The 26,598-nt window shown below is 71.4% G+C and carries 27 protein-coding genes, 1 tRNA gene and 1 pseudogene; 3 read left to right on the plus strand and 26 right to left on the minus strand.

Going from position 1 to position 26,598, the window contains the following annotated elements:
• Nucleotides 1-5 precede the first annotated feature (5 nt).
• Nucleotides 6-833 (plus strand): PRC and DUF2382 domain-containing protein, encoded by an 828-nt coding sequence (locus VLK66_RS27530; protein WP_325312729.1) that lies wholly within the window; start codon nt 6-8, stop codon nt 831-833.
• A gap of 177 nt (nt 834-1,010) precedes the next feature.
• Entirely contained in the window at nt 1,011-1,535 is a 525-nt protein-coding gene (locus tag VLK66_RS27535) for a YsnF/AvaK domain-containing protein (protein ID WP_325312730.1), read from the plus strand.
• 367 nt (nt 1,536-1,902) lie between these two features.
• On the opposite strand, the gene VLK66_RS27540 is transcribed toward VLK66_RS27535, so the two are convergent.
• From VLK66_RS27540 to VLK66_RS27560, 5 genes are all read right to left on the minus strand, one after another.
• Nucleotides 1,903-2,535, minus strand: coding sequence for a regulatory protein RecX (locus tag VLK66_RS27540; RefSeq protein WP_325312731.1), 633 nt, complete (start codon nt 2,533-2,535; stop codon nt 1,903-1,905).
• A gap of 288 nt (nt 2,536-2,823) precedes the next feature.
• Nucleotides 2,824-3,591 (minus strand): hypothetical protein, encoded by a 768-nt coding sequence (locus VLK66_RS27545; protein WP_325312732.1) that lies wholly within the window; start codon nt 3,589-3,591, stop codon nt 2,824-2,826.
• A gap of 112 nt (nt 3,592-3,703) precedes the next feature.
• Nucleotides 3,704-3,777 (minus strand) — tRNA-Val (locus VLK66_RS27550).
• A 12-nt stretch (nt 3,778-3,789) separates the two neighbouring features.
• Nucleotides 3,790-4,020 (minus strand): hypothetical protein, encoded by a 231-nt coding sequence (locus tag VLK66_RS27555; protein WP_325312733.1) that lies wholly within the window; start codon nt 4,018-4,020, stop codon nt 3,790-3,792.
• 184 nt (nt 4,021-4,204) lie between these two features.
• A complete protein-coding gene (locus tag VLK66_RS27560; RefSeq protein ID WP_325312734.1) occupies nt 4,205-5,200 on the minus strand; it encodes a peptidase MA family metallohydrolase in 996 nt (331 codons plus the stop codon).
• 176 nt (nt 5,201-5,376) lie between these two features.
• Between VLK66_RS27560 and VLK66_RS27565 the strand changes: the two genes are divergently transcribed.
• Nucleotides 5,377-5,625: a hypothetical protein gene (locus VLK66_RS27565; RefSeq protein WP_325312735.1), complete on the plus strand. Its 249-nt coding sequence runs from the start codon at nt 5,377-5,379 to the stop codon at nt 5,623-5,625.
• Nucleotides 5,626-5,799: 174 nt separating this feature from the next.
• Here the strand turns inward: VLK66_RS27565 and VLK66_RS27570 are convergent, their stop codons facing one another.
• From VLK66_RS27570 to VLK66_RS27670, 21 genes and pseudogenes are all read right to left on the minus strand, one after another.
• Complete coding sequence (locus VLK66_RS27570; protein ID WP_325312736.1) at nt 5,800-6,690, minus strand: tetratricopeptide repeat protein; 891 nt, start codon at nt 6,688-6,690, stop codon at nt 5,800-5,802.
• Nucleotides 6,687-7,217 (minus strand): chemotaxis protein CheW, encoded by a 531-nt coding sequence (locus VLK66_RS27575; RefSeq protein WP_325312737.1) that lies wholly within the window; start codon nt 7,215-7,217, stop codon nt 6,687-6,689. The genes VLK66_RS27570 and VLK66_RS27575 overlap by 4 nt, the downstream gene beginning before the upstream one ends.
• A gap of 336 nt (nt 7,218-7,553) precedes the next feature.
• Nucleotides 7,554-8,024 (minus strand): chemotaxis protein CheW, encoded by a 471-nt coding sequence (locus tag VLK66_RS27580; RefSeq protein ID WP_325312738.1) that lies wholly within the window; start codon nt 8,022-8,024, stop codon nt 7,554-7,556.
• Nucleotides 8,025-8,095: 71 nt separating this feature from the next.
• Nucleotides 8,096-9,244: pseudogene (locus VLK66_RS27585) on the minus strand (protein-glutamate methylesterase/protein-glutamine glutaminase); the annotation flags it as partial.
• Complete coding sequence (locus VLK66_RS27590; RefSeq protein WP_325312740.1) at nt 9,231-9,719, minus strand: chemotaxis protein CheD; 489 nt, start codon at nt 9,717-9,719, stop codon at nt 9,231-9,233. The pseudogene VLK66_RS27585 and the gene VLK66_RS27590, both read right to left, overlap by 14 nt.
• The gene (locus VLK66_RS27595; protein WP_325312741.1) at nt 9,716-10,564 is read right to left on the minus strand and encodes a protein-glutamate O-methyltransferase CheR; all 849 of its coding nucleotides are present in this window, start codon (nt 10,562-10,564) and stop codon (nt 9,716-9,718) included. Before VLK66_RS27595 ends, VLK66_RS27590 begins: the two co-directional genes overlap by 4 nt.
• Nucleotides 10,561-12,177: a DUF4388 domain-containing protein gene (locus tag VLK66_RS27600; RefSeq protein WP_325312742.1), complete on the minus strand. Its 1,617-nt coding sequence runs from the start codon at nt 12,175-12,177 to the stop codon at nt 10,561-10,563. The genes VLK66_RS27595 and VLK66_RS27600 overlap by 4 nt, the downstream gene beginning before the upstream one ends.
• Before the next feature lies 1 nt (nt 12,178).
• Complete coding sequence (locus tag VLK66_RS27605) at nt 12,179-13,354, minus strand: DnaA ATPase domain-containing protein (protein WP_325312743.1); 1,176 nt, start codon at nt 13,352-13,354, stop codon at nt 12,179-12,181.
• Nucleotides 13,355-13,436: 82 nt separating this feature from the next.
• Nucleotides 13,437-14,087: a hypothetical protein gene (locus tag VLK66_RS27610; protein WP_325312744.1), complete on the minus strand. Its 651-nt coding sequence runs from the start codon at nt 14,085-14,087 to the stop codon at nt 13,437-13,439.
• Complete coding sequence (locus VLK66_RS27615; RefSeq protein WP_325312745.1) at nt 14,087-14,269, minus strand: hypothetical protein; 183 nt, start codon at nt 14,267-14,269, stop codon at nt 14,087-14,089. The genes VLK66_RS27610 and VLK66_RS27615 overlap by 1 nt, the downstream gene beginning before the upstream one ends.
• Before the next feature lie 204 nt (nt 14,270-14,473).
• Nucleotides 14,474-15,085 carry a GTPase domain-containing protein gene (locus tag VLK66_RS27620; RefSeq protein WP_325312746.1) on the minus strand — a complete coding sequence of 204 codons (612 nt, stop codon included), beginning with the start codon at nt 15,083-15,085 and terminating at the stop codon, nt 14,474-14,476.
• Nucleotides 15,086-15,146: 61 nt separating this feature from the next.
• Entirely contained in the window at nt 15,147-15,653 is a 507-nt protein-coding gene (locus tag VLK66_RS27625) for a roadblock/LC7 domain-containing protein (protein WP_325312747.1), read from the minus strand.
• Nucleotides 15,650-16,003, minus strand: coding sequence for a roadblock/LC7 domain-containing protein (locus VLK66_RS27630; RefSeq protein WP_325312748.1), 354 nt, complete (start codon nt 16,001-16,003; stop codon nt 15,650-15,652). The genes VLK66_RS27625 and VLK66_RS27630 overlap by 4 nt, the downstream gene beginning before the upstream one ends.
• A complete protein-coding gene (locus VLK66_RS27635; protein WP_325312749.1) occupies nt 16,000-16,968 on the minus strand; it encodes a roadblock/LC7 domain-containing protein in 969 nt (322 codons plus the stop codon). Before VLK66_RS27635 ends, VLK66_RS27630 begins: the two co-directional genes overlap by 4 nt.
• Nucleotides 16,965-18,104 carry a DUF4388 domain-containing protein gene (locus VLK66_RS27640; RefSeq protein ID WP_325312750.1) on the minus strand — a complete coding sequence of 380 codons (1,140 nt, stop codon included), beginning with the start codon at nt 18,102-18,104 and terminating at the stop codon, nt 16,965-16,967. Before VLK66_RS27640 ends, VLK66_RS27635 begins: the two co-directional genes overlap by 4 nt.
• 12 nt (nt 18,105-18,116) lie before the next feature.
• Nucleotides 18,117-20,882, minus strand: coding sequence for a tetratricopeptide repeat protein (locus VLK66_RS27645; RefSeq protein WP_325312751.1), 2,766 nt, complete (start codon nt 20,880-20,882; stop codon nt 18,117-18,119).
• The gene (locus tag VLK66_RS27650; protein WP_325312752.1) at nt 20,875-21,495 is read right to left on the minus strand and encodes a chemotaxis protein CheC; all 621 of its coding nucleotides are present in this window, start codon (nt 21,493-21,495) and stop codon (nt 20,875-20,877) included. The genes VLK66_RS27645 and VLK66_RS27650 overlap by 8 nt, the downstream gene beginning before the upstream one ends.
• Before the next feature lie 310 nt (nt 21,496-21,805).
• Nucleotides 21,806-23,758 carry a chemotaxis protein CheA gene (locus tag VLK66_RS27655; protein ID WP_325312753.1) on the minus strand — a complete coding sequence of 651 codons (1,953 nt, stop codon included), beginning with the start codon at nt 23,756-23,758 and terminating at the stop codon, nt 21,806-21,808.
• A 174-nt stretch (nt 23,759-23,932) separates the two neighbouring features.
• Nucleotides 23,933-24,295 (minus strand): response regulator, encoded by a 363-nt coding sequence (locus VLK66_RS27660; protein WP_325312754.1) that lies wholly within the window; start codon nt 24,293-24,295, stop codon nt 23,933-23,935.
• A 49-nt stretch (nt 24,296-24,344) separates the two neighbouring features.
• On the minus strand, nt 24,345-24,842 hold the full coding sequence (locus VLK66_RS27665) for a chemotaxis protein CheW (protein ID WP_325312755.1): 498 nt from the start codon (nt 24,840-24,842) through the stop codon (nt 24,345-24,347).
• A 219-nt stretch (nt 24,843-25,061) separates the two neighbouring features.
• Nucleotides 25,062-26,558, minus strand: a complete 1,497-nt coding sequence (locus VLK66_RS27670; protein WP_325312756.1) for a Fic family protein — start codon at nt 26,556-26,558, stop codon at nt 25,062-25,064.
• Nucleotides 26,559-26,598 lie beyond the last annotated feature (40 nt).

Here is a 26,598-nt window from a genome sequence, read left to right on the forward strand (position 1 = left end):
GGCAGATGAACGACGACATGCGCGGGCTGGTCCCGCTGGACCAGATGGACGGCTTCGAGGTGGCCGAGGGCTACACCGACATCCGCGGCTTCGGCGCCTTTCTCCCCGACGGGCGGAAGATCGGCGAGGTGAGGGAGCTGCTGGTGGATCCCGCGGCGCGGCGGGTGGCCGCCGTGACGGTGGACGTGGACGGGAACGAGGGCGGACGCGGCGGCCCGACGCGCGTGCCGATCGAGCAGGTGGAGATCGACACCTCCAGCCGGCGCGTGCTGGTGACCTTCGCGGGAACCGGCTACCTGGGCCTGGGCGGCCCCGGCGCGGCCGCGGCGGCAGCGGGCGCGGCGGCGTACGACGAGCGCGCGGGCCGCCCGCCGGGCGACGGCGACGAGCAGCGGATGACGCTGGCGCGCGAGGAGCTGGCCCTGCGCAAGGAGCAGCTGTCCGCCGGCGCGGTGGACGTGCAGAAGCGCGTGGAGACGGAGCACGTGCGCGAGAGCGTGCCGGTGATGCGCGAGGAGGTGTCGGTCGAGCGCCGCCCCGTCACCTCCCCCGACTCGCCCACCGAATCGTACCAGGTGGGCGACGAGCTCCACATCCCCCTGGTCCGCGAGGAGCTGGTGGTGCAGAAGCGGCTGGTGGCCACGGAGGAGATCGTCATCACCCGCCACCGGGTGCAGGAGGAACAGGTGGTGGAAGCCGACCTCCGCCGCGAGCGCGCCGAGGTCCGCAACACCGGCGATGCCGACGTGCGCGGCGACGTCCGGGGCGACGACGACCGGGGCGACGACACGCTGCTCCAGGACGGCGGGCCGGAGGGCGTGCGCGTGCGGTAGCGCGAACGTAAGTCGGGACGGGAGCGCCGTTTGGGCTCTCCGTCCCATTTCGTCCCATGCAAGGTGAACCGCACGCTGCAGACGCGGGGAGCGGAACAAACGTTGCACAGGGGTTGGCCCCCCGATCTGGCGGACGTGCCGCACCGGGAGGGCACTTCACTCAACGCAGGAGAGCCGATGATGCGCGACAACAACGACAACCTGGACCGCCTCGACAACCGTCTGGACGAGACCACCCGCCGCGACGCGGCCGGGGCCGAGGAGCGGCTCACGCTGTCGGAGGAGCAGCTCGCGGTGGGCAAGCGCGAGACGTCGGCCGGGCAGGTGGAGGTGGAGAAGCACGTGGACACGCGCCACGTCCGCGAGGAAGTTCCGGTGATGCGCGACGAGGTCACCGTGGAGCGCCACGAGCTCACCGGCGCCGACGCCGTGAACACCGACCGCGCGTTCACCGAGGAGCACATCTCGGTGCCGCTGACGCGCGAAGAGGTGGTGGCCGAGAAGCGCGCGGTGGGCGCCGAGGAAATCGTCGTCCGCCGGAACCAGGTGGAAGACACCCAGACGGTGGAGGCCGACCTGCGGAAGGAGCGCGCCGAGGTCCACCAGACCGGCGACGTGCGCCGCGTGGACGAGGGCGGCGGGATGCGCGCCGACAACCCGCTGAGCGGCGGCCGCGACCTGGACGGCGACGGCGTCCGCTGATCCCGGCGGGCTGAGAGGGTGAAGGGGCGCTCCCAACCGGGGAGCGCCCCCTCTTTATCTGGTGGGATCAGTCGAGCATCCTCCCCAGAGACGTCATCCTGAGGCCGGCCACACCATCCACTTCGTCCGCACAAGTCGTTACAGGCCGAAGGATCTATACCATCCTCGCACGTCCGCCCCGCACCGGCGACTGAAGTCGCAGCAACAACGACGGGAAGCCTCGCAAACTGCGCGAGGCTGATCCGCTCATTCTGAGGCATCGGCGCTCACGACCGATCTCCTTACATCCTCCAAGGACGCGGCAGAGCGAGGACGACTCAGGCTGACGTCATCGCGACGTGTTCGATGTTCCCAACCACCGGCGCGATCACCCCGGGCGGAGCTTTTCGCGCACGACCTCGCGGACGGCGTCGCCGCCGAAGCCGCGGCGGGCGAGGAAGCCCTGCAGGCGGCGGCGGGCGTGCGCGGGGTCCTCGCCGGGGCGCGGCTTCCAGCGCGCGGCGGCGGCGCGGGCCAGGTCCAGCTCCGTGGCCCCCTCGCGCTCCATCACGCCGGCGATGGCGTCGCGCGCCGTCTCCGCATCGACCCCCTTCGCGCGCAGCTCGCTGGCGATGCGGCGGCGGCCCTGCGGGCGCAGGCGCACGCGGTCGCGCACGAAGCTCTCGGCGAACGCGGCGTCGTCCACCATCCCCATCTCCCCCAGCCGTTCCACCGTGGCCTCGGCCAGCTCGTCCTCGAACCCCTTCCGACGCAAGCGCCGCGTGAGCTCCGTCGCCGAGCGCGAGCGGTAGGAGAGGAGCGAGAGCGCCGCGTCGCGCGCCTTCCATCCCCGGTCCTTCGCCTCCAGCGCCGCGAGCCGCTCGTCGTCCACCTCATCGCCCACGCGCACCCGCTCGGCGACCACCAGCTCGGCCGCGAGCGCCAGCCGGAACGCGCCGTCCACGTGCACGTTCACGCGCTCGGGGTGCAGCTTCTGCGGCTCGATGGCGGTGATCTTCATGCGGCTTGCGATCGGGGTTGAAGTTGACCGAAGCTAACGCAAACACAAAGGACGCGGGAGATGATCATCATCCCCCGCGTCCTCTTCGGTCGTCTCCCAACCCGCCGGTCCGGGAAGATTCATACCTATCGAAAATCGGCCGTGCATTTCCTCAGCGGACGTGCGGCACCGGCTATGGATCCTTCGGCCTGCAAATACCTGTGCAGATTCAGCTTGCAGTGTGGCCGGCCTCAGGACGACGTCTCCCTGTCATGAGCGGAAATGCACAGGCAATCTCAAGATACGGGATCAGATGTGCCAGTGGCAGGCGTTGGCCACGCGCGCGAGCTTCTCCTCCAGCCCGGCGACGGCGAAGGTGACCGTCTGCGCGGACGACTGGAAGGGCGTGAACTCGAAGCGGAAGCTGCTCGCGCGCGTCATCGCCCGAGCGAGGCTGACGGGCTCGGGCGCGAAGAGCGCCTCGCCGCTGGTGGACTCGCTCCACAGCTGGCGCCGCGGCGAGGCCTCGTCCAGCCTGTAGCGGATGGTGACCTCCTGGTAGTGGCCGTACTCGGGGTTCGCCTGCAGCCCCGTGGCCACGAACACGTCGGTCGTTCCCTCGCGGCAGCGCACGATCAGCGACGGCCGCGCGCTGTTCGCCCGCCCCTCGATCTCCGCGTCGGCGACCGCGGTCAGCACCACCGTGGGCGTGCCGTCCATCTCCGAGGTGTCCTCGGAGACCGACCAGTTCCCGGCGGGCACGCCGGGCACCGTCGCGACCGTGTCGCCGTACGTGGTGTCGGTGGCGGAGAACGCGACCGTGGAATCCGACATCGCCCGCGTCTCCGAATCCATCGAAGCGCCCAGCGCGATCAGCCCCACGAACGCGAGCAGGCCAAGGAGCCCCACGCCCGCCACCACGGCCACGATCACCCCCGTGCCGATGCCGCGCCCCGAGGGCGGCGGCGCGGCGGGGCCGCTCCACTGCGCGGGCATGGGCGGCGGAGGAGGGGGCGCGTACGGCGCGGACGCGAGCGGGAACCCGCAGTGCGGGCACTGCGCGGCCGAGGTGCTCACCGAGCCCCGGCACTCCGGGCACGGGATCAAAGGCATGGTGGTGGACCCTGCGAGATCGTCCGGACGAGGGCGGCGCGGCGGTGGCGCCGGCCGGCGAGGCGGGAAGGAAAAGTGGGCGATGAGGGATTCGAACCCCCGACCCCCTGTGTGTAAGACAGGTGCTCTAACCAGCTGAGCTAATCGCCCGTCGGGATGGCGCTACAGGATGATCCCCAGCGGGATCAGCACGGCGTAGCCCAGCACCAGCAGCAGCGGCGCGAGCACGTTGTCGGCGTTGCCGAGCAAGACGTAGCCGAGGATGATGGAGGCCAGCCCCGCGCCCAGCACCGCCAGGTTCTTCGGCGTGAAGCGGAGCGAGCCCGCGGATTCGCCCGGGGCGGGAGCGACGGGAGCGTTGCGCGCCGTGCGCGCGGGAGTCGGTCTGGGCATGCGAAAAACCTAGCTGCGGCGCCGGAAAGCGTCAACCCCGCACGGCGCATGGAGATGCGGAAAGCGGGGCACGTTCCGCCTCCCGCGGTGAGATTTTGGCGATGCGATTCCCCGCGCTGGTGACGCACTCCCGCACTCCCGCACTCCCGCACTCCCGCACTCCCGCACTCCCGCACTCCCGCACTCAGGCACTTTCCTCCTCCGGCTCGGCGATCGGGTAGTCGACACCCGCCATCTCCGGGCGGATGGGCGGAAGCATGCGCTCCTCGGCATCCATCTGCGCGAGCTTGCGGCGGTTGCGGCGGCGGCGCGGGATCCAGGCGGCCAGCACCAGCACCGTCGCCACGAGCCAGATGAGCGCGACGTTGCTGAGGATGGCCAGCCAGCCGTAGCGCGAGCGCACGTCGCGGCGCCACTCGTCCTCCAGCTGGCCGAAGGTGATGCCGAACGTGGTGCGGAGCGCCGCCTCGAACGTTCCCTCGCGCTGCCAGTTGGCGAAGAGCAGCTGCATCCCGCGCTCGCCGCCGCGCCGGCGCAGGTAGTCCACCGCCGTGGCGGAGAGCAGGTAGGCGAAGCGCGCCTCGACCGCGCCGCGCGGCCAGTCCAGCGTGAGCGAATCCAGCGGCGGCGTGGAGCCGGTCATGAACGCCACGCGCAGCTGCCATCCGCTCTCCACGTCCCATCCCCCGCTCGCCACCTCGGCGTACCCCTCATCAAACCAGCGCGGCACGTTGTCGCCCAGCCGGTCGTGCACGACGAGATGCGCGACCTCGTGCCGCAGGATGGTCGCCGCGTCCTCGCCGCGGACGCGCGCGCCGGGGTACTCGGGGAGCACGATGCGCCGCATCTCGGGGATCGCCACGCCGCCGGCCCACTCCGGCACGCCGCCCCCCGTCGCCGCGGCAAACTCCGCCGGCGTGGACGCCAGGATGATCGTGGTGGACTCCGGCACCGCGACCGCGCCCAGCCCCGGAAACCGCACCGGCGTACGCGCCGCCGCAAGCACCCGCCGCGCGAGATCCTTCTGCCGCGGCGCGTACACCACGCGCACCGAGCCGGACGACATCGCCTCGGTCGCCTGCGCATGGAGATGTGAATCGATCGGGACGGAACCGGCGGCGAGCGACAGGATGGCAAGGACGAGCCGGAGCGCTCGCCGGAGGGAAAAGGGACGCATCATCCCTGAACGATCACGGCGCGTACCGGAAAAGTGAAGCCTCACCGACCAAGGCGATCCTTCAACCCGGGCTTTCGTAGGGCGACCGGACGAGCGAGAAAAGTCTTGCAGCCCACATCCCTGAGCGACAAGATTGCGCCATAAGGTTCAGCAGACGAAAACCACGCAACGGAGGCGGCATGACCCGAAACGTCCTTTTCCTGAAACTGCTCCTCGGCATCGGCGTGTGCGTGGCGTTGGGTACGGGCGTGCGTGAAGCCTTCGCGGCCCCTGCCGCGCGGGGCTTCTGCACCGATCCCCTCGCGTCGGGCTACTGCTCCACCGGGGCGCAGTGCCAGGGAGTGTGCCAGGCCGCCGGCTTCCCCAGTGGCTATCCGGCCCTCTGCAACTTCTCGACGCACTGCTGCTACTGCGAGCGCGATCCCTGACCGATACAGATCTTCTCTCCGATGCCGAAGGAAGGGATCGGAAACGATGCTGCATGGCGGACGCGATCCCAGGCCGCCGGAAGCACGAAGCCTCGCCGTTCGCCAGCGAGGCTTCTTCAATCACGCCACTACCGCCGCGCCCACCCGTTGCTGCGGCTGCGGACTCGCACCTGCTCACGCCTGCGCCGTCTCCCCCGCCTCCGCTTCCACGTTCTGCGTCGCGAACGTCACCGGCTCGCCCGCGTCCACCTGCTTCAGCGCGACGCCGCAGCGCTCGCCCCACAGGCTGAAGCGGTTCGTCTCCACCCCCTGCCGCCACGCCTCGGCGGCCGCGCGGTGGTTGCCCTCCAGGTAGAAGGCGCGCCCCATCTCCCACCACGCCTCGAGCATGTTGGGGCCCAGCTCCAGCGTCTTGCGGAAGAAGGCGCGCGCGTCGTCGAACATCTCGCGCTCGGCGTACACCAGCCCCATGTAGAAGTGGGCGTAGAGCGATGCCTTGCGGTCCTGCTCCTGGCGGATGGCCTTGGACAGGTGCTCGATGGCCTCGCCGAAGATCCCCTTCTTCAGGCAGATGTAGCCGAGATTGACGCGCGCCAGCGGGTTGTCGGGCGTCTTCGCCAGCACCTTGTAGTAGGTGAACAGCGCGTCGTCGTAGTGGCCGCGCAGCATCTGCGCCCACCCCAGCAGCGTCTCGGCCTGCGGGTCGTTGGGCGCCAGCTCCAGCGCGCGCTCCAGCTCCTTCACCGCGCGCTTCGCGTCGCCGCCGGCGATGGCGCTCCACCCGCGCTCGATGTACGTGGTGCTGCCAATCAGGTCGGACACCACCGTGCGCCCGCGCGGCGCCGGGGCGGGCGCGGGCTTCTCGCCGGCCAGCGACTTGTAGCGCTGCACCAGCTCGCGGATGGTCTCCTTGAAGGCCGTCAGCCGCTCGATGGCCGCCTCGGTCTCCTTGAACAATCCCACGATGTCGTTCTTGACCGCATCGGCGGCGTCGCCCGCGTCCAGCCGGGCAACGATGGCGGCGCGGCGCTCCTCGTACGCGGCCAGCAGATCCTCCGCGTTCATCCCTTCGCGCCCTTCGCCGCCGGGGTTCCCGCATCCTCGTCCTCCGCGCCGAAGCCGGAGAAGAGGAGCTGCATCCGCTCCTGGCTGCTCAGGATGCGCTCCAGGTCCAGCAGCACCACCAGGCGCCCCTCCAGCCGCACGATCCCGCGGATGAACTCGGCGGCCAGCCCCTTCACGTAGCCGGGCGGCGGGTTCACGGCGGTTTCCGGCACGCGCAGCACCTCGGTCACCTCGTCCACGATCAGCCCCAGGCGCTCGCCCTGGAAATCGGCCAGCATGATGCGCGTGTCGTCGTCGTAGCGCAGGTCGTGCACCTCGAACCGCTTGCGCAGGTCGATCACGGGCACCAGGGCGCCGCGCACGTCCAGCACGCCCTCCACGAAGGCGGGCGCCTTGGGCATGGCGGTGGGCGGCTCGTAGCGCAGGATCTCGTGCACCTGGAACACGTCGAGCCCGAACTCCTCGCCGCCGATGCGGAAGGTCACGAGCTGCACCTGCGGCACCGCCGCCGCGCGAACGTTTCTCATGGGACCGTTCGTGGAAAGTAAATCGTGAAAAGCAGCTTCAACGGCTGTGCGTGGGCGTGTTCCGCGCCGGGGGCGGCTTGCAGGCATCCCCGCGGCCGTGGCCGGGCGAATGAATTCGCGGCAACAACGGCCCGAAGTCCGCCTTCGCGGACTGCCACCTCGCCATCCCCGCGCCGCACGAAACCCTCGCGGAACGGGCGGAGAGGGCCAGCCGGGCGGGCAGGATGCATCCCATCCCGCACCGTTGCCATCCGGCTACCTCTCCCGGTACGGGAGAGGTGGCGAGCCCAGGCGAGCCGGAGGGGGGCGCGATGCCGGTCGCGCGCGCCGAACCCGTTACGCCGCGGTCGCCGCCTCGCGCAGCATCTCCGCCAGGTCGATCAGGCTCACCAGCGTTCCATCCAGCCGCGCCACGCCGACGACGAACTGGTCGCGGTCGCCGCCGGTGAGGGGCGCGGGGCGGTAGTCGGCGGGGGTGAGCGCCACCACGTCCTGCGCCGCGTCCACGGCGACGCCCAGGCGCGCCTCACCCATCCCCACGACCAGGATCGCCGGCTGCTCGGCCTGCAGCGCGAGATCGAGCAGCGGTGCCACGTCCAGCACCGGCACCAGCTCGCCGCGCAGGCGCAGCATCCCCATCAATCGCGGCGGCATGTCGGGGAGACGGTGGACGCGGCGCTTCGTCACCACCTCCTCCACCAGCTGGATGTCGCAGGCGTGCAGCTCGCCGCCCAGCCGGAAGGCGATCACCTGCGCCTCGTCCTCCGCCACGCGCTCGCGGAAGGGGCGGAACGCGTCGCCGCTCACGGCGCCTCCTCCAGCGCGGGCGTCTCCGTGGGCGTCTCCGCGGGTGCCGGGACGAGCGCCGCGCGGGCGTTCACCGCGCCCTCGATGGCCGCGTGGATCTGCTCCAGCGGCAGGATGGTGGTGGCGTGCTCGGCGGCGGCCTGCGGCATCCCGTAGATCACGCTGGTCCGCCTGTCCTGCGCGATCCCCGCGCCGCCGGCGGCCACGATCTCGCGCAGCCCCTCGGCGCCGTCGCGCCCCATCCCCGTGAGCACCACGCCGACCGAGCGCGCGCCGTAGACCTCGGCGGCGGAGCGGAAGAGGGGGTCCGCGGCGGGGCGCACGCCCCAGAGCGACGGCCCCTGGTCCAGCGCCACGCACGGCGTTCCCGCCTCGTCGCGCACGATGCGCATGTGGAAGTCGCCCGGCGCCATGTACACGTGGTTCATCCGCACCGGCTCGCCATCCGCCGCCTCGGTCACGGGAAGCCCGTCCAGCGCGTCCAGCCGCTCCGCGAAGGTGCGGGTGAAGTGCGCGGGCATGTGCTGGACGATGAGCACCGCCGCGCCCAGCGGGTTGCGCAGCCGCGGCAGCAGCTCCGCCAGCGCGCGGGGCCCCCCGGTGGACGCCGCGATGCACACCGCCATTCCCGACGCGGGCGCGTCGGCCGCCACCGTGCGCCGCCGCCTGCGCCGGAGCGGCTTCGGCCCGGCGGCGGGCGCGGCCTCCAGCACCGAGCGTTCGCGTGGCGCGGGGCGCCCGGCCACGCGCACGGGAATCATCTCCAGGTTGGCCGACGCCGCCGCGCGCAGCGCCTGCAGCAGCCGGTCGGCCACCGTCTCCAGGTTCAGCGAGATGGTGCCGCTGGGCTTGCTGACGAAGTCCACCGCGCCGTAGTCCAGCGCGCGCATGGTGGCTTCGCCGCCCTCGGTGGTGTACGCGCTCAGCATCACCACGGGGCGAGGCGTCTCGCTCATGATGTAGCCCAGCGCCGTCAGCCCGTCGAGCCCCGGCATCTCCACGTCCATCGTCACCAGGTCGGGCTCCAGCTGGTGCACCTTGCGCAGCGCGTCGTTGCCGTCGCGCGCGGTGCCGATCACCCGGAACTCGTCGGTCTGCGAAAGGATGTCGGAGATCACGCGGCGCATGAAGGCGCTGTCGTCCACCACCAGCACGGTGTGCGGCCCGCGGCGCTTTCCGCGCGGGCGCGGCGGCGGCGACGGCGGCCTAGAGGACGACATCCGGCTTCCCCACCGACGAGACCACCGTGCGTCCGGCGGCCACGTCGAAGCGCACCGAGCGGCCGTAGTCGCCGCCCACGGCCTCGCCCAGCAGCGGGATCCCCGCCTGCCGCAGCGCCTCGCGCGTCGCGCGGATGTTGCGCTCGCCCATGTTCAGCGAGCCGGGCACCATCAGCGAGGTGAACATCGACGCGCCGCCCACGATGCGCGCCTCCAGCCGCCCCTCGCGCGCGCCCATCGCCGCCAGCTCGCGCACCATCATCGGCACCGCGGTGGTGGCGAACTTGGCGAAGTTGTCGCGGTCGCGCGCCAGCGCCGGCTCGGGAAGGAGGACGTGCGCCAGCCCGCCCACCTTCGCCTGCCGGTCGTGCAGGAGGATGGCCACGCAGCTCCCCAGCCCCAGCGTGATCAGCACGTCGCCGGGGGCGCCGGTGGCGTGGTGGGCCACCTTCACGAAGATCTGCCGGGGCTTCATGCGGGCTTCTGGAAGATCCGTTCGCGGTTGTTCACGGAGCGGAAAAGGGTGCGCGCCACCCCCACCAGCGTCTCCACCTTTCCCATCACCAGGAACCCGCCCGGCACCAGCGCGTCGTAGAAGTCCTTGAACAGCCGCTCCTGGATCTCGCGGTCGAAGTAGATCACCACGTTCCGGCAGAAGATGAGGTTCTGCCCGCCCTCCGCGCGCTCGGAGATCAGGTCGCGGCGCACGAAGCTCACGTTCTTCTGCGCCTCGGGGCGGATGCAGTACGGCGGCCCGGGCGAGAACCAGCGCTGCCGGATGTGCGGCGGCGTCTCGGTCAGCGACAGGTCGGGGTAGCTCCCCCTGGCCGCGTTCTCCAGGCTCTTGCGGTCGATGTCGGTGCCCACCACGCGCACCCGGTCCGCGTCGCCGCGGCGGTGGTGCTTCTCGGCCCACTCGCGCATCAGGATGGACACCGTGTACGCCTCCTCGCCGCTGGCGCTTCCCGCGCTCCACACCTTCAGCGGCCCCGGCGTGGCGAAGAGCGGTGGCAGCACCTGCTGCTCCACGGCGTGCCACGTCTCGATGTTGCGGAAGAACTTGGTGACGTTGATGGTCAGCGTGTCGAGCAGGTGGTCGTACTCGGCCGGCTCGCGGTCCAGCAGCGAGGCGTAGTCGGCGAACGAGCGCTGCCCCCGCGCGCGCATCCGCACGGCGATGCGGCGGCGCAGGCACTTGTCCTTGTAGAACGAGCAGTTGAAGCCCCGGTCGCGCTCGATCTTCAGCTTCAGGCGCTCCAGCTCCTCCTCGTCGCCCTCCAGCGGCAGGGTGAAGGGGAGGTACGGCGGCGGCAAATTCATCGCAGCACGTTCTCCACCAGCTCCAGGTTCGTCCGCACCACGCCGTTCTGGGGATTGATCTCCAGCGCGCGCCGCCAGAGCCGCACGGCTTCCGGCCGCTCCATCCGCTTGTAGTGGATGTTGCCCAGGCGGAAATACACGTCGTCGCCCAGCTCCGGGCTCAGCTCCAGCGCGCGGCGGTAGGCGTCGGCCGCCTCGTCGTAGGCGCCGCGACGGTACAGCGCGTCGCCCAGCGCCTTGTGCGTCTGCGGCAGCTCGCCGTCTTCCTCGCTGGCGCGGCGGTACAGCACCTCGGCCTGGTCCCACTCGCCGCGGCGCTCGCGGACGGCGCCGTAGTGCAGGTGCACCGGCGCGCTGTGCGGGTGCGCGGCGATCCCCTCCTCGCCCAGCTTCACCGCCTCGTCGGCCTTCCCCGCCGCCGCCAGGGCCATGAGTCCGTAGGCGAAGTAGGCCGCGGGCGGCTTCCCCGCGCCCAGCACCTCGCGATACTTCTCGAACGCCTCGGCCGCGGCGTGCGGATCGCCCTGCTTCAGCGTGAGGATCGCCCGGGAGAGCAGCACCTGCGGCCGCTTCGGCGCCATCCGCGCCGCCTCGTCCACCGCGAAGCGCGCGTCCTGCAGCCGGCCGATCCGCTCCAGCGCCAGCGCCATGTTGTGCAGCGCCGAGGCGCGCACGCCGCCGATCTCCACCACCTCCTTGAAGTAGCGCAGCGCGAACCGGTCGTCGCCCTTCCTGAGCCCGATCAGGCCGAGATGGAAGCGCGAGTCGGGATTGGTCGGCTGCAGCTCGGCGACACGGCGGAATTCCCGCGTGCTCTCCTCGTACATCCCCGTCTTGTAGAAGGCGATGCCCAGGTTGCGGTGCTCGTCGATGCGCGCGCGGGGCACCTGCTGCACCTCGGGCGCGCGGCGGCCCACCGGGTGGGCGAAGCCGGCCTGGATCAGGCCGTACAGCGCCTTCCCCACGTCGAACTCCACCATCCCGCTGTCGTCGATGATGTCCTGCACGCTGCGCTTGCCGTCGATCAGCGGCAGGATCTTGCGCTGCTCGTCGGACAGCTCGAAGCCCTCGATCGGCTTCGAGCGGTCCATGTCGAACACCAGCTCCAGCGAGGGGATCTTCTTCTCGATCAGGCTCCACTCGTCGATCCGCCGCGCGCCTTCAAGCAGAAGGTTCTCGGGGTTGATGGAGACGAGCATCGCCCCCTCCTCGGGGCGCTGGTCCGGCTCGAACTGGAAGGTCCCCTGGTTCCAGGTGAAGAGGAAGTAGACGGCCTCCTCGATCTGGATGCGGATGTAGTGCTGCAGCTGCTCGCGGCTGATGTTGCCACGGCGGACGAGGATTTCTCCGAGCCTGTCGCCCGGCGTCTTCGCCTGCTCGTCGATCGCGGCGAACAGGTCTTCCGCGCGCAGCAGGCCGTTCTTCACCAGCAGGTCGCCCAGCCGGTCGCGCCGGTTCACGATGCTGGCGTAGGTGATGCGCCCGCGGTCGAAGTAGATGTAGCCGAAGTTGCTGCGGTCGGTCAGCGACAGGCACCCCGTCTTCTGCCCCATCGCCAGCAGCTGGAGCACGTCGGGAAGGCCGGCCTCGCGCAGGTTGCCCTTGATCGCCATCTCAGGCCAGCTCCTCGATCAGGCGGTCGTCCAGCGCCAGCCAGTCCCACGCCACCTTCTCGGGGTTGTTCAGGTACCAGCGGTCCACCGGCGGCGGCGCCGGGCGCGACCGCTCGGCCGCGGCGCGCGCGGACAGGAGCAGCGCCTCGGCCTCGGCCACCCGGTCGGGGTCCTTCAGCACGGCGGAGCCGGCCGCCTCGGAGTCCAGCTCCGCCAGCGCGGCGGCGATGGTGCGCAGCTTCTCCACGTCGGCCGCATACCCGGCCAGCAGCGCGTCCACGTCGAACGCCGAGTCGGTGTCCAGCGAGTGCTCCAGGCGGCGCGTACGGAAGCCCTCGCCCTCCCAGCGCAGGATGGCCTCGGCCAGCTTCTTCCGCCACGGGTCGGTCTCCACGATCTGCTCGACCGTGGAGGTGATGTCGAAGAGGAAGGCGCTGAACTCGTCGGCGTGCTCCGCGCGCGGGAGGCCGACCAGCGAGGAAAGCTCGGAGACGCGCACCTGCCGCCGCTCCTCCTCCTGCACCTGCCCGATGCGGTCCACCCCGGCGTGCAGCTCGCGCGCGCCGTCCAGCGGCAGGCCGGCCAGCGCCTCGCCCACGCCGCCGCCCAGCTCCACCCCGCGCCGCGCCGCCGCCCGGCGGACGATCTCCACCCGCGTCTCGGGCTCGGCCGGCGTCATGTCGACGACGAGGCCGCCGGCAAGCTTCCCGCGGAACTCCTCGGTGACGCCCTCGAGATCGGCCGGGGCCGCTTCCGCCGCCAGGACGATCTGCGTACCCGTCCACACGATCTCGTCCCACACGCGCAGCAGCTCGGCCTGCGTGCGGCTCTTCCCGGCCAGGAGATGCGCGTCGTCGATGAGGATGACGTCGCTCTCCAGCAGCTCGTCGGCGAACGCCTCCAGCGTCCCGGCGGATACGGCCGAGGAGATGTCGTCGACCAGCTCCTGCGCGGTGCGGTAGGTGACGTGCAGGTCGGGGCGCACGGTCAGCGACAGCGCGCCCACCGCGTGCAGCAGGTGCGACTTGCCCACGCCGGCGGCGCCGTATACGAACAGCGGGTTGTAGCTGGTCCCCGGGGCCTCGGCGGCACGGCGCGCGGCGGCCGCGGCCATCTGGTTGCCGGGGCCTGCCACGAAGGTGTCGAAGGTGAAGCGGGGGTCCGGCTGGAACCTCATCGGGTCGCTGGCGGCGTCGGAATTCGGGCGGCGGCGATTGTCAGGGTGATGAGGGAAAGCTATCTCCCGACGCGCCTTGAAGCTAGGTGCCCGGCACCGGAACCCGGCTCAGGTGCCGACCGGGTACTCCGCCATCCACTCGAAGATGAGGGAGCGCAACTCGGCGAACTGCAACTCGGCGGGCTTCACATGCAGGGGGCGACAGAGCGACGGAAGGGGACCGGAACTGCGCGTCTCGCCTGCAGATCTCCGACGGCCCGGGAATCCGGGCCGTTCCGCCGAGTGCCGTCGCCAGCATCGCACGCACCGCCGCGATGGCCTGCGCGGGGCTGTTGTCGTGGGCACGGATATCCTGCCCCGCGATGTCCGAGCAGAACTTCTGGTACCGGTAGCGGTCCCGGTCCAGCACGAGCGAGCGCTTCGTTCTCTGCCGCCGGTCGCCGTACTCCTGCGCGCCCATGAACAGGCCAAACTCGAACGGCATGTTGAAGCGCGGGAGCCGCGTGCTCGAATCCAGCGTCACGCGTGAAATGTCGTGGATGCCGTACCGGCACTCGCGGATGATCCGCTTGATCTTGACGATCCGCACCTCACCCCCATCCTCGACCTCCAGAGCGGAACGCGCGATGAACCCGCAGTCGTAGACCGCGAACACAAGCGCGTGAAAGATGGGGCGGTAGCGCGAGTCGAATGGACAGTTGATGAATACGTTCCTTTCGTATCCATCCTCCATCAGCGGTTCCGAGGATCGCCAGCCTCCCGGCCGGACTCGGAGGCTCGCTTCCGCGCCTGGGCGGCACGCTTCTCGTTGCGCTCCTTCACTGCGCGAACGGCGTCCCTGATCTGCTCCTCCGTGAACCGCCCCGAACCTTCGGGACGAATGACCGTGCGCCAGGGCACCTTCTTCTTCGCCATTGCTCCCTCCCTTTTCGATGGATGCGATCGATCAGGAATCCGGCCGCCCCGCGTGATCAGAAGGAGAAGCCGTCCATCGAAAGATGAACGGGTCGGGAGATTCTACAAGGCCGCGCCAGAAGACGGCTACCGTGCGTACTCGCGTACGCACGGTGGCGTAAAAATGCGCGTCGGCGGCTGGTAATCGGGAGGAAAGGCAGCTGCTCAGGTGGCCGCGGTGACGCCGCGGCCGAAGCGCTGCGAGAGGCGGCGGAGCACCTGCTCGCTGATGCCGCGCAGCGTGTCGAACACGCCGGCGCCGGCCAGCGCGCGGGCCTCGTAGCGCGGCAGGTCGCGGTAGTTCAGCAGGTCGTCCATCTCCTCCACGCTCATCACGTCCGGCAGGTCGCGCTTGTTGTACTGGAGGACGATGGGGATCTGGCGCGGGTCCACCCCCTGCTCCAGCAGGTTCACCTGCAGGTTGCGGAAGCTCTCCACGTTCTCCTCGGCCTGCGCCCGCTGGCTGTCGCCCACGAACACCACGCCGTCGGCGCCCTGCAGCACGAGCTTGCGCGTGGCGTCGTAGTACACCTGCCCGGGAACGGTGTAGAGCTGGAAGCGCGTCTGGAAGCCCGAGATGGTGCCCAGGTCCAGCGGCAGGAAGTCGAAGAAGAGGGTGCGGTCCGTCTCGGTGGCGAGCGACACCATCCGCCCGCGCCGGTCCTCCGGCACCTGGCCGTAGATGTACTGCAGGTTGGTGGTCTTCCCCGAGCGCCCCGGACCGTAGTACACGATCTTGGAGGTGATCTCGCGGGTCGAGTAGTTGACCAGGGACATTCGCCGTTCCGCTTCCTTCCAATCTCTCTGCCGTGCATCGCTTCGCCGTCGATGGCGAAATCTACGCACCCGGTCCCGCGGCGGCGCCGTCCTGCCCGCCGAAGATGGTTTCCAGCCCCGCCGTAAGGTCCCGCTCGAACGACGCCGCGTCGGCCGTGGGCCGCGTCTCGCTCCACCCGGGGAGCGCCGCAACCTCGCGCACGAACTCGTCGAAGAACACCTGCACCAGCCCGATGGACGAGTCCTCGCCGAACACGGCGATGGCGATCAGGTCCTCGGCCGGCGTGCGGAAGGGGCCGATGAACACCTGGCTCACCGCGCCGCCCTGGTGCAGGTGGCGGAAGCCGCCCTCGCCCAGCATCACCGCCAGCGCGTGCGACGAGGCGTGGATGCCGGCGCCCAGCGCGGCCACCCCCATCACGTCCAGCGCCCGCGCGAACCCCCGCTGAGCCAGCACCTGCCCGCTCTCGTTGATCAGCAGCACCAGGCGCAGCCCGCCCTCGCGGGCGAAGCGCTCCACCGGCGGCGCCAGCGCGCCCACGAACTGCGCGAGGTCCGCGCGCCTCATCCCAGCGCCTCTACGACCTTCGCCGCTTCGAGCCGCACCAGCCCGACGTTCACCCAACCTTCCGCGATCACCACCAGCAGCAGGTCGCCCAGCTGCGGCGGCGCGGCGGCGAAGAGCAGGCCGTCGTCGGCCTCCACCTGCACGAACTGGGCGGACCCGAACTCGGCCGACTGCACGGAGCGGCGGGCGCGGCGGAAGATGGAGGCCACCAGCGCGGCCACGGCGCCGCCGGGCACGCCCACCATCAGGTCCTCCTCCACGATCAGCCCGTCCTCGAGGGCCACGACCATGCTGCCGCGCACGCCGGGAACGCGGTTCACCCGGTCCAGCAGCTCGCCGTAGGCGCTCACGGGGCGCCTCCGCCCAGGAAGCGCACCGCGGCGTCGCGCGCCCGCGCGGCCACCCGCAGCACCCATCCCATCGGCACGTCGCGGCGCCCGGCCACGGCCACCATCCCCCCGTCGGGCGTGGGAGAGAGGCGGATGACCGCGTCGGGCGTCTCCACCATGATCCCCTTCCACGCGCCCAGCTTCAGGTGCCGCACCGCGCGCTGCGCCTCGTCGGATGCGGGGGAAAGGACGGCGGCGATCTCGGGGCCGCGGTCGCGCCCGCCCACGTGCATCTCGCCGGCGACCACGAACCCCTGCGCGTCCAGCATCACCGCGCCCACGATCCCCCGCTCCGCGCTCAGCGCCGCCAGGTCGCGCAGCAGCACGTCGAACACGTGCCCTTCCCCCGCGCTCGCGATCGGCGTATCGGCGGACGGAGCCGGGGCTGTCATCGGTGACGTGGCAGGCGGTGACGTCGTCGCGGCGACCGCGGGACGAGCCGGAGCCTCCGTCGCCCCCGCCGTTCCCTGTCCCCTGTCCCCCGTCCCCTGTCCCCTCCCGCGGCCGCGGGCCGCGCGCCGCTCCGCCAGGATCCGCTCCAGCGCGTCGCGCACCTCGGCATCGTCGAACTGGCTTTCCAGCGCGCGCTCCAGGTGGCGCTCGGCGTCTTCCAGCTCCCCGCGCTCCAGGCAGAGGAAGCCGATCTGCCGGCGCGCGCCGTGGTGCTCGGGGGCCAGCGCCAGGGCGATGTCCCACTCGTCGAACGCCTTCACCTGCTCGCCCGCGTCGCGGTACAGGCAGCCGAGAAGATAGTGCGCCTCGACGTCGTTAGGATGCCGCTCCAGCCCGCGGATCACCAGCCGGAGCGCCGCATCGCCCTTCCCCAGCGCGCGGTAGTGCTCGGCGAGGGGGAGAAAGGCGGGGCTGCCGGCGTCGGCCGCCACCTCGTCGCTCCACTGGCGGACCTGCTGCGGGGTGGCGCTCATCCGGCCTCCTCGCCCATGGTGGCCAGCAGCGCGTCGGCCGCCGCCATCGCGGAGCGGGCCTTCTCGCGGCGCACCGGGTCGCCGTCCTCCAGCCGGAGATACGTCGACCACGCGTCGCGCGCGCGGTGCATGTCGCCCGTGTGCGCGGCCGCGAAGCCCAGCTCGTAGTGCGTGACGGCAGAGAGCGGGTCCAGCGCCGCCGCGCGCGCCAGCGACGCCACCACCTCGCCCCAGCGGCCCAGCTTGCGCTGCGCCTGCGCCAGGAGGAGCCAGACCTCGGGGTGGTCCGAGTGCGTGTGCGACAGCTCGTCCAGCGTGCGCCGCGCCCGGTCCGCGTGGCCGTCGCTGATCGCCAGCTTGGCCTCGCCCAGCGCGTCGCGCAGCGGGCGCTCCATCACCGGGCCGCCGGGCTCGTCGGCGCGCTCCTCCAGGATCTCCACGATCCCCGCCGTCACCAGCCCGTACACGATCTTGGCCACCTCGAACTCGCCGCGCCCGATGGCCCCCGCGATCTCCTTCAGCGTGCGCCCGCCGTCGATCTCGGCCAGCACCTCCCACTCGGCGGGGTGAAGGTCGAGCATCGTCCCGTCGGGCGTGTCGGGGACCAGGGCGGGGATGACGCCCATGTGGGGGACCTTGCTCTCCAGCGTGCTCCACTCGTCCACCCGCCGCGCCGCCTCCATCAGCAGGCTCTCGGTGGGAACGCGGAGATGGACGGCGCCGGCCTGCGGCGCGGGCCCCTCCTCGAAGCGGAAGTAGCCGTCCTTCCACTGGATCAGCGCATAGACCGCCTCCTCGATCTGGAAGCGCAGCTGGCGGCGGACGTCGGCCACGCCGGCGGCGCCCATCTCCACCAGGATCTCGCCCAGCGGCCGCCCGGGCGAGCGCGCCTGGACCTCGCGCGCCGCCTCGATGTGGCGCTCGGTGACCTTCCCCGCGCGCAGCAGCAGGTGGCCGATGCGCTCGTGCGCCTCGCCCAGCTCCGCGCCGGTCACGGCGCCGCGGTCGAAGCGGACGATGGCCGGGCGGCGGCGCCCCTCGGCGGTAATGGTGAGCACGCCGGTCTTGCGCGACAGGTCCAGGAGCTGGAACACGTCGCTCAGCGCGAGCTCGCGAAGCGGTCCCTCGATCGCCATCCCCGCCCCCCGTCAGCCCGCGCCGGCGGGCGCCGCCGCGGTGCGGAACACGCTCGCGAAGTCCAGCGCCGTGTCGATGTTCTCGCGCGCGGGCGCGGCCCACGGCCCCTCGGGGTCCGCCTCCACCGCCCGGCGCCAGTGCTCGATGGCCTCGCGGAAGCGCCGCTCCGCCGCGGCCACCATCCCCAGGTGGAACAGCGCGTCGGGGCGATGGGGATCGAAGCGCAGGATGCGCGCGAAGGCCGTCCGCGCGTCGGCCCGCCGCCCGTCGTCCAGCAGCACCTGCCCCAGGAGGAGGAGCGCGTCGAAGTGGTACGGGTCGCCCGCGAGGAGATCGACCAGCCCGTGCACCGCCTCGCCGAAGCGCCCGGCCGCGCGGTAGGCCGAGGCGAGGAGGAGCGCGCCCTCGAAGTACGTGGGGAGCACGTCCAGCGCCGCCCGCGCCTCGGCGATCGCGTCCTCCGTCCGCCCGCGGTCCAGGTAGAGCCGCCCCAGCTCCAGCCGCGCCGCGACGAAGTCCGGATCGAGCCGGATGGCCAGCTTCAGCGCGCGCTCGGCGTCGTCCGGCTTTCCCGCGGCGACCGCGGCGCGGCCCAGGTTGCGCAGCAGCCCGGCATCCTTCGGCGCCAGCTCCACCGCGCGCGAGAAGACGCGCACCGCCTCCGTCGCCTCGCCCTCGCCCAGCAGCGCCTCGCCCAGCACCTGCAGGTTGTCCACGCGGTCGGGGTCGTGCTCGCGCACCATCTCGGCGGCCTCGCGCGCGTCCGCCGGGCGGCCCAGGCGCAGGAGCGCGCGGGCGCGGCCGGCCCAGGCGCGCGCGTGATCCGGCCCCCACGGCTGCGCCTCCAGCCGCGCGATCGCGCTGTCGAAGCGCTCCAGCGCCTCGCCCTCCAGCCCCTGCCGCAGGAAGATCTGCGCGGTCAGCAGCGCCGCCTGCACCGGGTCGGCCCCGGCGACGGCCACGCGCCGCACCTCGCCCAGCGCGCGGTCCAGCAGCCCCTTGGAGAGATAGTCCTCGGCCAGCGCGAAGGCGTCCGCCGCGGCGACGGGAGCCGTCGCCGGCGCGGCGGCGGGCTGCGGGGCCAGCTCGCTGAAGATCTGGTCCAGCGCCTGGTCGTCGAAGGTGAAGCTCTCCACCCCCGCGTCGCCGCTGATGCGCTCGGCCGCGTCCAGCTCGGGCGCCAGCACCTCGGCGTACTCGAACTGCACGTCGATCGACAGCTTGTAGCGCGGCGTGGTGTAGTACGGGTTCAGCTCCAGCGCGCGCTTGGTCTCCCGCAGCGCCCCCTCGAAGTCGCCCAGGTTGCTGAGGACGAAGGAAAGGTTGTAGCGCGCCTCGGCGTAGTCGGGGTCGGCCTCCACCGAGCGGACGAAGGCGTTCCTCGCCTCCTCGTACCGGCGGGTCTCCATCAGCACCGCGCCGATGCCGTTCCACGCGGCCGCCGCGTCGGGGCTGGCGCGCAGCGCGGCGCGGTAGGCGTCCAGCGCGGCGCCGTGGCGGCCGCGGCGCAGGTACATCAGCCCGCGGTTGCACCACGCGTCCACGAACTCGGCGCGGAGGCCCACGGCCTGCGCGAACGCCTCCTCGGCGCCCGCATCGTCGCCGCGGTGCAGGCGGACCACGCCCAGGTTGTTCCACGCCAGCGCGTAGCCGGCGTCGCTGTCCAGCGCGCGGCGGTAGCTCCCCTCGGCTGCGTCGACATCCCCCGTCTGGTGCTGGCAGACGCCGCGCTCGTTCCAGAGCTTGGGGCTCTTCTCGTCTTCGGCCAGCAGCCGGTCGTAGAGATCGAGCGCCTGCGACGCCTTTCCCTGGAGGAGGTAGACCTCGGCCATGGCCTGGCGCACCAGCGCCGGCTCTTCGGCCTGCTCCAGCGCGCGCCCGAACTCGCGCAGCGCCTCGTCGTACAGCGCCTTCTGGCGGAAGGCGATCCCCAGGTTGTAGTGCGCCAGCTTCTCGCCCTGCGCCACCTCGGGGCGGCGCACGCGCCCGCCGACCAGCTCCTGGTAGCGCGCGGTGCTGTAGCGGTCCAGCGAAAGGTTGGCCTGCGCCTTGGCGAAGTGGGGGTTCAGCTGCATCGCCCGGCGCGACTCCTGGCTGGCGCGCTCCATGTCCTGCATGTCGCCGTAGACGAAGGCCAGCACGTAGTGCGCGTCCGGGAGCTCCGGGTTCAGCTCCACCGCCCGCGTCAGCTCGCGCAGCGCCTCGTCGTTCAGCCCGCGGTTGTAGTAGAGCTCGCCCACGTAGAAGTGGAGCACGGCGCTGTCGGGATCGTGCTCCAGCGCGCGCAGGAACCACGTCATCGCCGTCTCGAAGTTCCCCCCCGCCTTCTCCGCCTGCCCCAGCTGGATGAGGACGCCCAGGTCGTCCGGGTCCTGGGCCAGGACGCGCTTCAGCTCGGCCACCGCGCCGGCGTGGTCGCCGGTGTTGAGGTACGCGGTCGCGAGCCGGGTGCGCGCCTCGGCGTCGGCCGGGTCCTCGCGCAGCCGCTCGCGCAGCTCCGAGATCATCCGGTCGTAGTAGCCGGTGGCGAAGTAGGCGATCTCCAAGTTCCGCTGCGCCACCACCATCTTGGCGTCGATGGCCAGCGCGCGCTGGAACTGCTGGATCGCCTCCTCGTACAGCGCCTTGTTGAAGTAGAGGACGCCCAGGTTGTTGTGCGCGCCCGCGTCGGCGGCGTCGATCCGCTGGGCGAATCCGCGCAGGATGCGCAGGTCGCGCTCCGAGTGGGGCGGGCGCGGCTCGTGGGCGGCGGGGGAAAGGTCCTGCAGCTCAGGCAAGGCGGATCGCCTGGAGGATGATCTCGAGCGACTCCACGTCGGGAAGGAGCAGGAACTGGCCCTGCACCGTCTCGTCGCCGTCCATCACGAACTCGGTCTGGATGCAGAACACGAAGTCGCGCTCGTGCCCGAAGTTGGTGTACGCCGTGGTCAGCACCGCGCCGCACAGGTCGATCACCAGCGACGGGACGGACGGGAGGAGCATGAGCCCCATGAAGTCCGACAGCGCGTTCATGTAGGCGGCCGAGAGGATGTTCCCCGCCTCCTTGATGGCGCTCTGCTCCAGCTCGCCGAACACGTGGCTGGAGCCCGGCTGCCGGTGCAGGAGGATCTCGGCCAGGCGCATGGCGCTGTTGCGCGGAAAGATGAGCAGCGTGCGCCCGGTCAGGTCGCCCAGCATGTGCATCAGCACGGCGGCCACAACCTCTTCGGGGTGGCCCATGATGTCGGGCACGTCCTCCAGCGCGGTGACCTGCAGGCGCGGAACGTTGATCATGATCCGCGTGTTGGTCATCTGCGACAGCGCCGTGGCGGCGTGCCCCGCCCCCATGTTGCTGACTTCGCGGAGGGCGTCGATCTGAATGGCCCCCAGGTCCCGCAGGTCGAGCGTCATACTCGCGGTCGCCTCGTGTGCGTGTGTCGGACCTGCATCAACTTCGGGTCGTGGTCCTGCCGGATCTGTCCGCATCGCCATCAGGAACAGCTAACTTCTTACGCCTCGAACTGCAACGTCGGAGTTTCCATCTCCCCCGCAGAGCGCCCCCTCCGCGACGAAGGCGCGTCCATCCGCAGCAATGCCGGCCAAGCTACCTCTCCCGGTACGGGAGAGGTGGAGGGCCTGAGCCGGCCGGAGAGGGCGCGATGCGGCGGACGCACACTCGCATCGTCCCGCTCGCCCTGTCCCTCTCCCCTATCCCTGTCCCCTACGCCGCGTTCGCCGCCGCCAGCACACTCCCGGCGTCCAGGATCAGCGCCGGGCGCCCGTCGGAGAGGATCGTGGCGCCGGAGAACAGGCGCAGCGTGTCGGCGGTGGTGTCGAACTGCTTCACCACGATCTCCTGCTGCCCCATCAGAGCATCGACCTCCAGGCCGATGCGCTGCTCGCCCACTTCCAGGATCACCGCGTGGCGCTTCTCGCCGTCGGGGCGCGTGCCGTTGGTGCGCAGGATCTGGCGCAACCCCAGGAGCGGGATCACCTCGTCGCGCAGGAAGGCCACGTTGCGCCCCTTCACCGTCCCCACCTCGTCGGCCAGGAGATGGACGGTCTCGCCGACGTGGGTGAGCGGCAGCGCGTAGGTCTCGCCGCTCTGCCGCACCAGCAGCGCGCGAACGATGGCCAGCGTCTGCGGCAGCTGCAGCGTCATCGAGGTGCCGCGGCCGGGCTCGCTGAAGATCTCCAGCATCCCCCCCAGCGCCCGCACGCGCGTGGCCACCACGTCCAGCCCCACGCCGCGCCCGCTGACGTCCGTCACCGTCTCGGCGGTGGAGAAGCCGGGGCGCGTCAGCAGGCGGTGGACTTCCTCGTCGGGGAGCGCGGCGGCTTCCTCGCGCGTCACCAGCCCGTTCTGCACGGCCTTGGCGAGGACGCGCTCGCGCTGGATCCCGCGCCCGTCGTCCTCCACGCGGATGATGATGCGGCTGCGCTCGCGGCTGGCGGACAGGCGGAGCGTGCCCGTCTCGGGCTTGCCGTGCGCGCGGCGCTCGGCCGGCGCCTCGATGCCGTGGTCCAGCGAGTTGCGCAGGAGGTGGACGAGCGGGTCGCCGATCTCGTCGAGCATCGAGCGGTCCAGCTCGATCTCTTTCCCCTCCATCACGAAGTCGACCTTCTTCCCCAGCGTCCGCGCGGCGTCGCGCACCAGGCGGGGGAAGCGGTCGAAAACCTGCGACACGGGGGCGAGGCGCGCCCGCATCACCTCGTCCTGCAGCTCGCCGATCAGCCGGCTGGCCTGGTCCACCGTCTCGGCCAGCTCGGGAACGTCGGGGCCCACCAGCCTGCGCAGCCGGTCGCGGGCGATGACCAGCTCGCCCACCTGGTTCATCAGCGCGTCCAGCCGGCGCAGGTCCACGCGGATGTGCCGCGCCCGCCCCGCCGCCCCGGCCGCCGCGCGCCCCTCCTCCGCCCCCGCGTCGGGCGACGCGATCTCGGCCGCAGCTTCCACGCGCCGCTCGCCCACGTCGACCGAGCCGATCTCGCCGACGGAGAGGAGGGCGCGCCGCACCTCGTCCGCGGGCGCGGCGGTGCGCAGGACGAAGCGCAGCGCGCCGGTGAACTCCGGCTCGTTCAGCGCCGCCTCGCCCGGCTCCACCCCGCTCACCTCGCCCAGCTCGCGCGCGCGCTTCAGCGCCATGAAGGCGCGCACGCCGGGAAGGAGAGCCTCCTTCGCGACCTGAACGCGGACGGCGAGCGCCCCGTCTTCCGCCTCGGCGGCGAGGTCGATCTCGCGCGGCGGAGCGGCGTCGAGCTCGATCTGCGGGGCGAAGATGTCGAACGAGACGTCGTCGCCCGCGGCGGCGCGGAGCCGCGTGAGCAGCGCCTCCAGCCGCGGCTCGTCGCCGCTCTCCTCCACCGCCAGCTCGATGGCCCGCTCCAGCGCGTCGCAGGCGGCGAAGAGCAGGTCGATGGTCTCCGGCGTGGCCTGCGCCTTCCCGTGCCGGATGCGGTCCAGCAGGTTCTCCATCTCGTGGGAGAGGTCGGCGACGGAGCGGTAGCCCATCGTCGCGCTCATCCCCTTGATGGTGTGGACGGCGCGGAATACCCCCTCCACCACCTGCCGCGACCCCGGATCGGACTCCAGGGAAAGCAGCAGGTGGTTGATCGTCGAGACGTGCTCGCGCGACTCGGAGAGGAAGAGCTCCCCGTACTGCGAGAGTTCCATTACGGAAAATGCGTGAGTGCGGAAGTGCGGGAGTGCGCTGAATCAGGAGCGGCGGCGGGCCGTGTGCCGCGGGCCGGGCGGCGGTGCGGCCGGTGCATGGGATGTGGACGAAGACTCCGGCCGCATCCGCGGTCGAAGCGCACTTCCGCACTCACGCACTTCCGCACTTTCGGTTCACCCCAGAACCCGCTGCACGGCCTCCAGCACCCGGCTGGGCTGGAACGGCTTCACCACGAAGTCGCGGGCGCCGGCCTGGATGGCCTCGATCACCAGCGCCTGCTGGCCCATGGCGCTGCACATCAGGATCTTGGCGCCGGGATCTTCCTTCATGATCTCGCGCACGGCGTCGATCCCGCCCATGTCCGGCATCACGATGTCCATCGTCACCAGGTCCGGCTTGAACTGGCGGTACTTCTCCACCGCCTGCACCCCGGTCTCGGCCTCGGCCACGATCTGGAAGCCGGCCTGGGTGAGGATGTCGCCGATCATGGTGCGCATGAAGATGGCGTCATCGCAGATCAACACGGTCTGACTCATCAAGCCTCCGTCTGTCGTGCTTGGGTTGGGGTGGGTACGCCGGAGCGCCCTAAGCCAGGATGGGGTCGAAGATCTCGTCGGGGTCGATGGCGACGAAGATCTCGTCGTCCACCTCGCCCACCCCGCGCAGGTACGCGCGGTCGATGCGAAGCGAGCGCAGGGTCTCGGCGCTGTCGGCCAGGGTGCCGGGGTCCACCTGCACGATGCGCGCGACCTCCTCCACCGCCAGCCCCGCCAGCTTCCCGCGGTGCTCCACGATCACGATGCTGTGCTCGGGGATGCGCGACGCGGGAGGAAGGTTCAGGCGGGCGCCCAGGTCCACCACGGTCACGATGCGCCCGCGCAGGTTGATCAGCCCGCACACGTGCGCGCCGCTCCCGGGGAGCGGCGTGTACGGCCGGGCGGGAATGATCTCGCGGATGCGCGCGACGGGAACCGCAAAGCGGTGCTCGCCGACCACGAAGAGCACCATCCGCTCGGGCTCGGCCGCCTCGCCCTCGGGCGCGCCGGCCGCGGCGGGAACGTCTTCGGTGTCGGTGTGGAGCATCGCCGGCCTGAAGGGGAGCCGCACTCTGTGGTCGTGAGCGGACCAACATAGCGGGGGCGTCAGGGGCGGTCAAGAAAGCGCGGCCCCGCTGCGCGGGAGTACGAAAGTACGGAAGTACGGGAGTACGAAGGGCCACCGCGCTCCGGCACGCCCGTCCGGGAGAACGATTTCCGCGGCCTTCTTTCCGGGCAGTCTCGCGCTGGTGGGATCGGCCGGCGATCAGGCGCCCGGAGGCGGCGGCATGCGCAGCCGCGCTTCGGTGTCGCGCTCGAAGGCATTGCACGTCCGCAGCACGTCCAGCGCGCGCTGCAGGTCCGCGAGGTCGATCGCGGCCGAGAACGCCTGCGCGTAGTCCAGCATCTTCAGCAGTGCGTCGGGCACGTTCTGCCGCGAGAGCGCGCGCAGCGCCAGCAGGTAGTCGTCGCGGTACGAGGTGGGGATGAAGATGCGCCGCTGGCCGCCCGCCACCAGCTCGCCGTTCATCATCGCCCGCGCGATGCGGCCGTTCCCGTCGTCGAAGGGATGGACCTCGCTCACGACGAACATCATGAACGCCGCGCGCTTGAACGGCTCCGCGAGCGAGCGCAGCATCTCCCACCCCTGCCGCAGCGTTCCCGTCACCAGCTCGGGAGCGACGAAGACGGTCAGCCCGGCGCGGTTCACGGTGCTCTTCAGCTCGCCGGGGCGCTTCTCCGGGCGGCCGCCCATGATGGTGGCGTGCCGCTGCTTCAGCATCGCCATGAACTCGTCGAAATCGGCGCCCTCGCCCACCGCGCTCCTCGTCATCTCGCGCGTGCTCCCGACCACGCGATACGTGCCCAGCACGTCGTGGGCGTCCTCGGGGCGCGCGCGCGGGATGCGGTTCTCGAAGACGATCTCCACCGCTTCCTGGATCTCGAACTCCGTTCCCTCGATGAAGTTGGAGAAGTAGGCGTCCACGAACGCCAGGTTCTCGAACGCCGTTCCGCTCATGACGGGGTCGGGACGCGCGCGCACCGGCCACTCCAGCAGTGCCGAGTGGAGCACGCGGAACAGCTCCGTGCGCCCGGAGTCGTACGGCTCGCCCGCCGCGCGCGCCCTCGCCGCGGGCGAGGCGAGGTTCGCGGTGCGCGTCCGCAGCAGCGCGCCGATCAGCTCGTCCAGCTCGTCCGCCGCGGCTTCCGCACCCAGTGCCGGCGCGATGGCGCGCGCGCGGTCGCGCACCGCGTTCGCCTCCGCCTCGCCGCCGTGGCGCACCATCCGCTCCAGCCGCGCCTCGACCTCGTCGCGCGTGAGCGCGGGGGACTCGGGCCCGCGCACGCGCCGGACGCGCAGGCATTCCAGGAACGCCCGCGCGGGCGATGCCAGCCACAGCGTCTGCACGAAGCGGTTGTCGCCGTCCAGCGGCCCCGGCCCCTTCAGCTGCCGCACGCGCAGCCCGGGAAGCTCGACGATGCGATCATAGGGACCGGTGAGGAAGATCGTCCCGCGCGGGGTTGGCTTCGCCTCCAGCGCCGTCCGGTAGCTGACGACGGAATCGGGGAAGAGGAGCCCCACGATCTGCCAGAGATGGCGCCGGACGACGGCGTCGGGCGAATCGGTGAGATTCGTGGTGTAGAGCCGGCTGGCCAGCTTCCGCACGGCACCCGCGCGCACGGCTTCGGCCACGCCGGAGGATAGCTCCCGCGTGCTGACGAAGACCTCGGGAAGACTGGCGAGCGGGAGATTTCGTACCATGTAAGCGCCCGGATTCGGGATTCCGGGTAATATTTTACCA

This window comes from Longimicrobium sp. (genome assembly GCF_035474595.1).
Classification (GTDB): Bacteria; Gemmatimonadota; Gemmatimonadetes; order Longimicrobiales; family Longimicrobiaceae; genus Longimicrobium.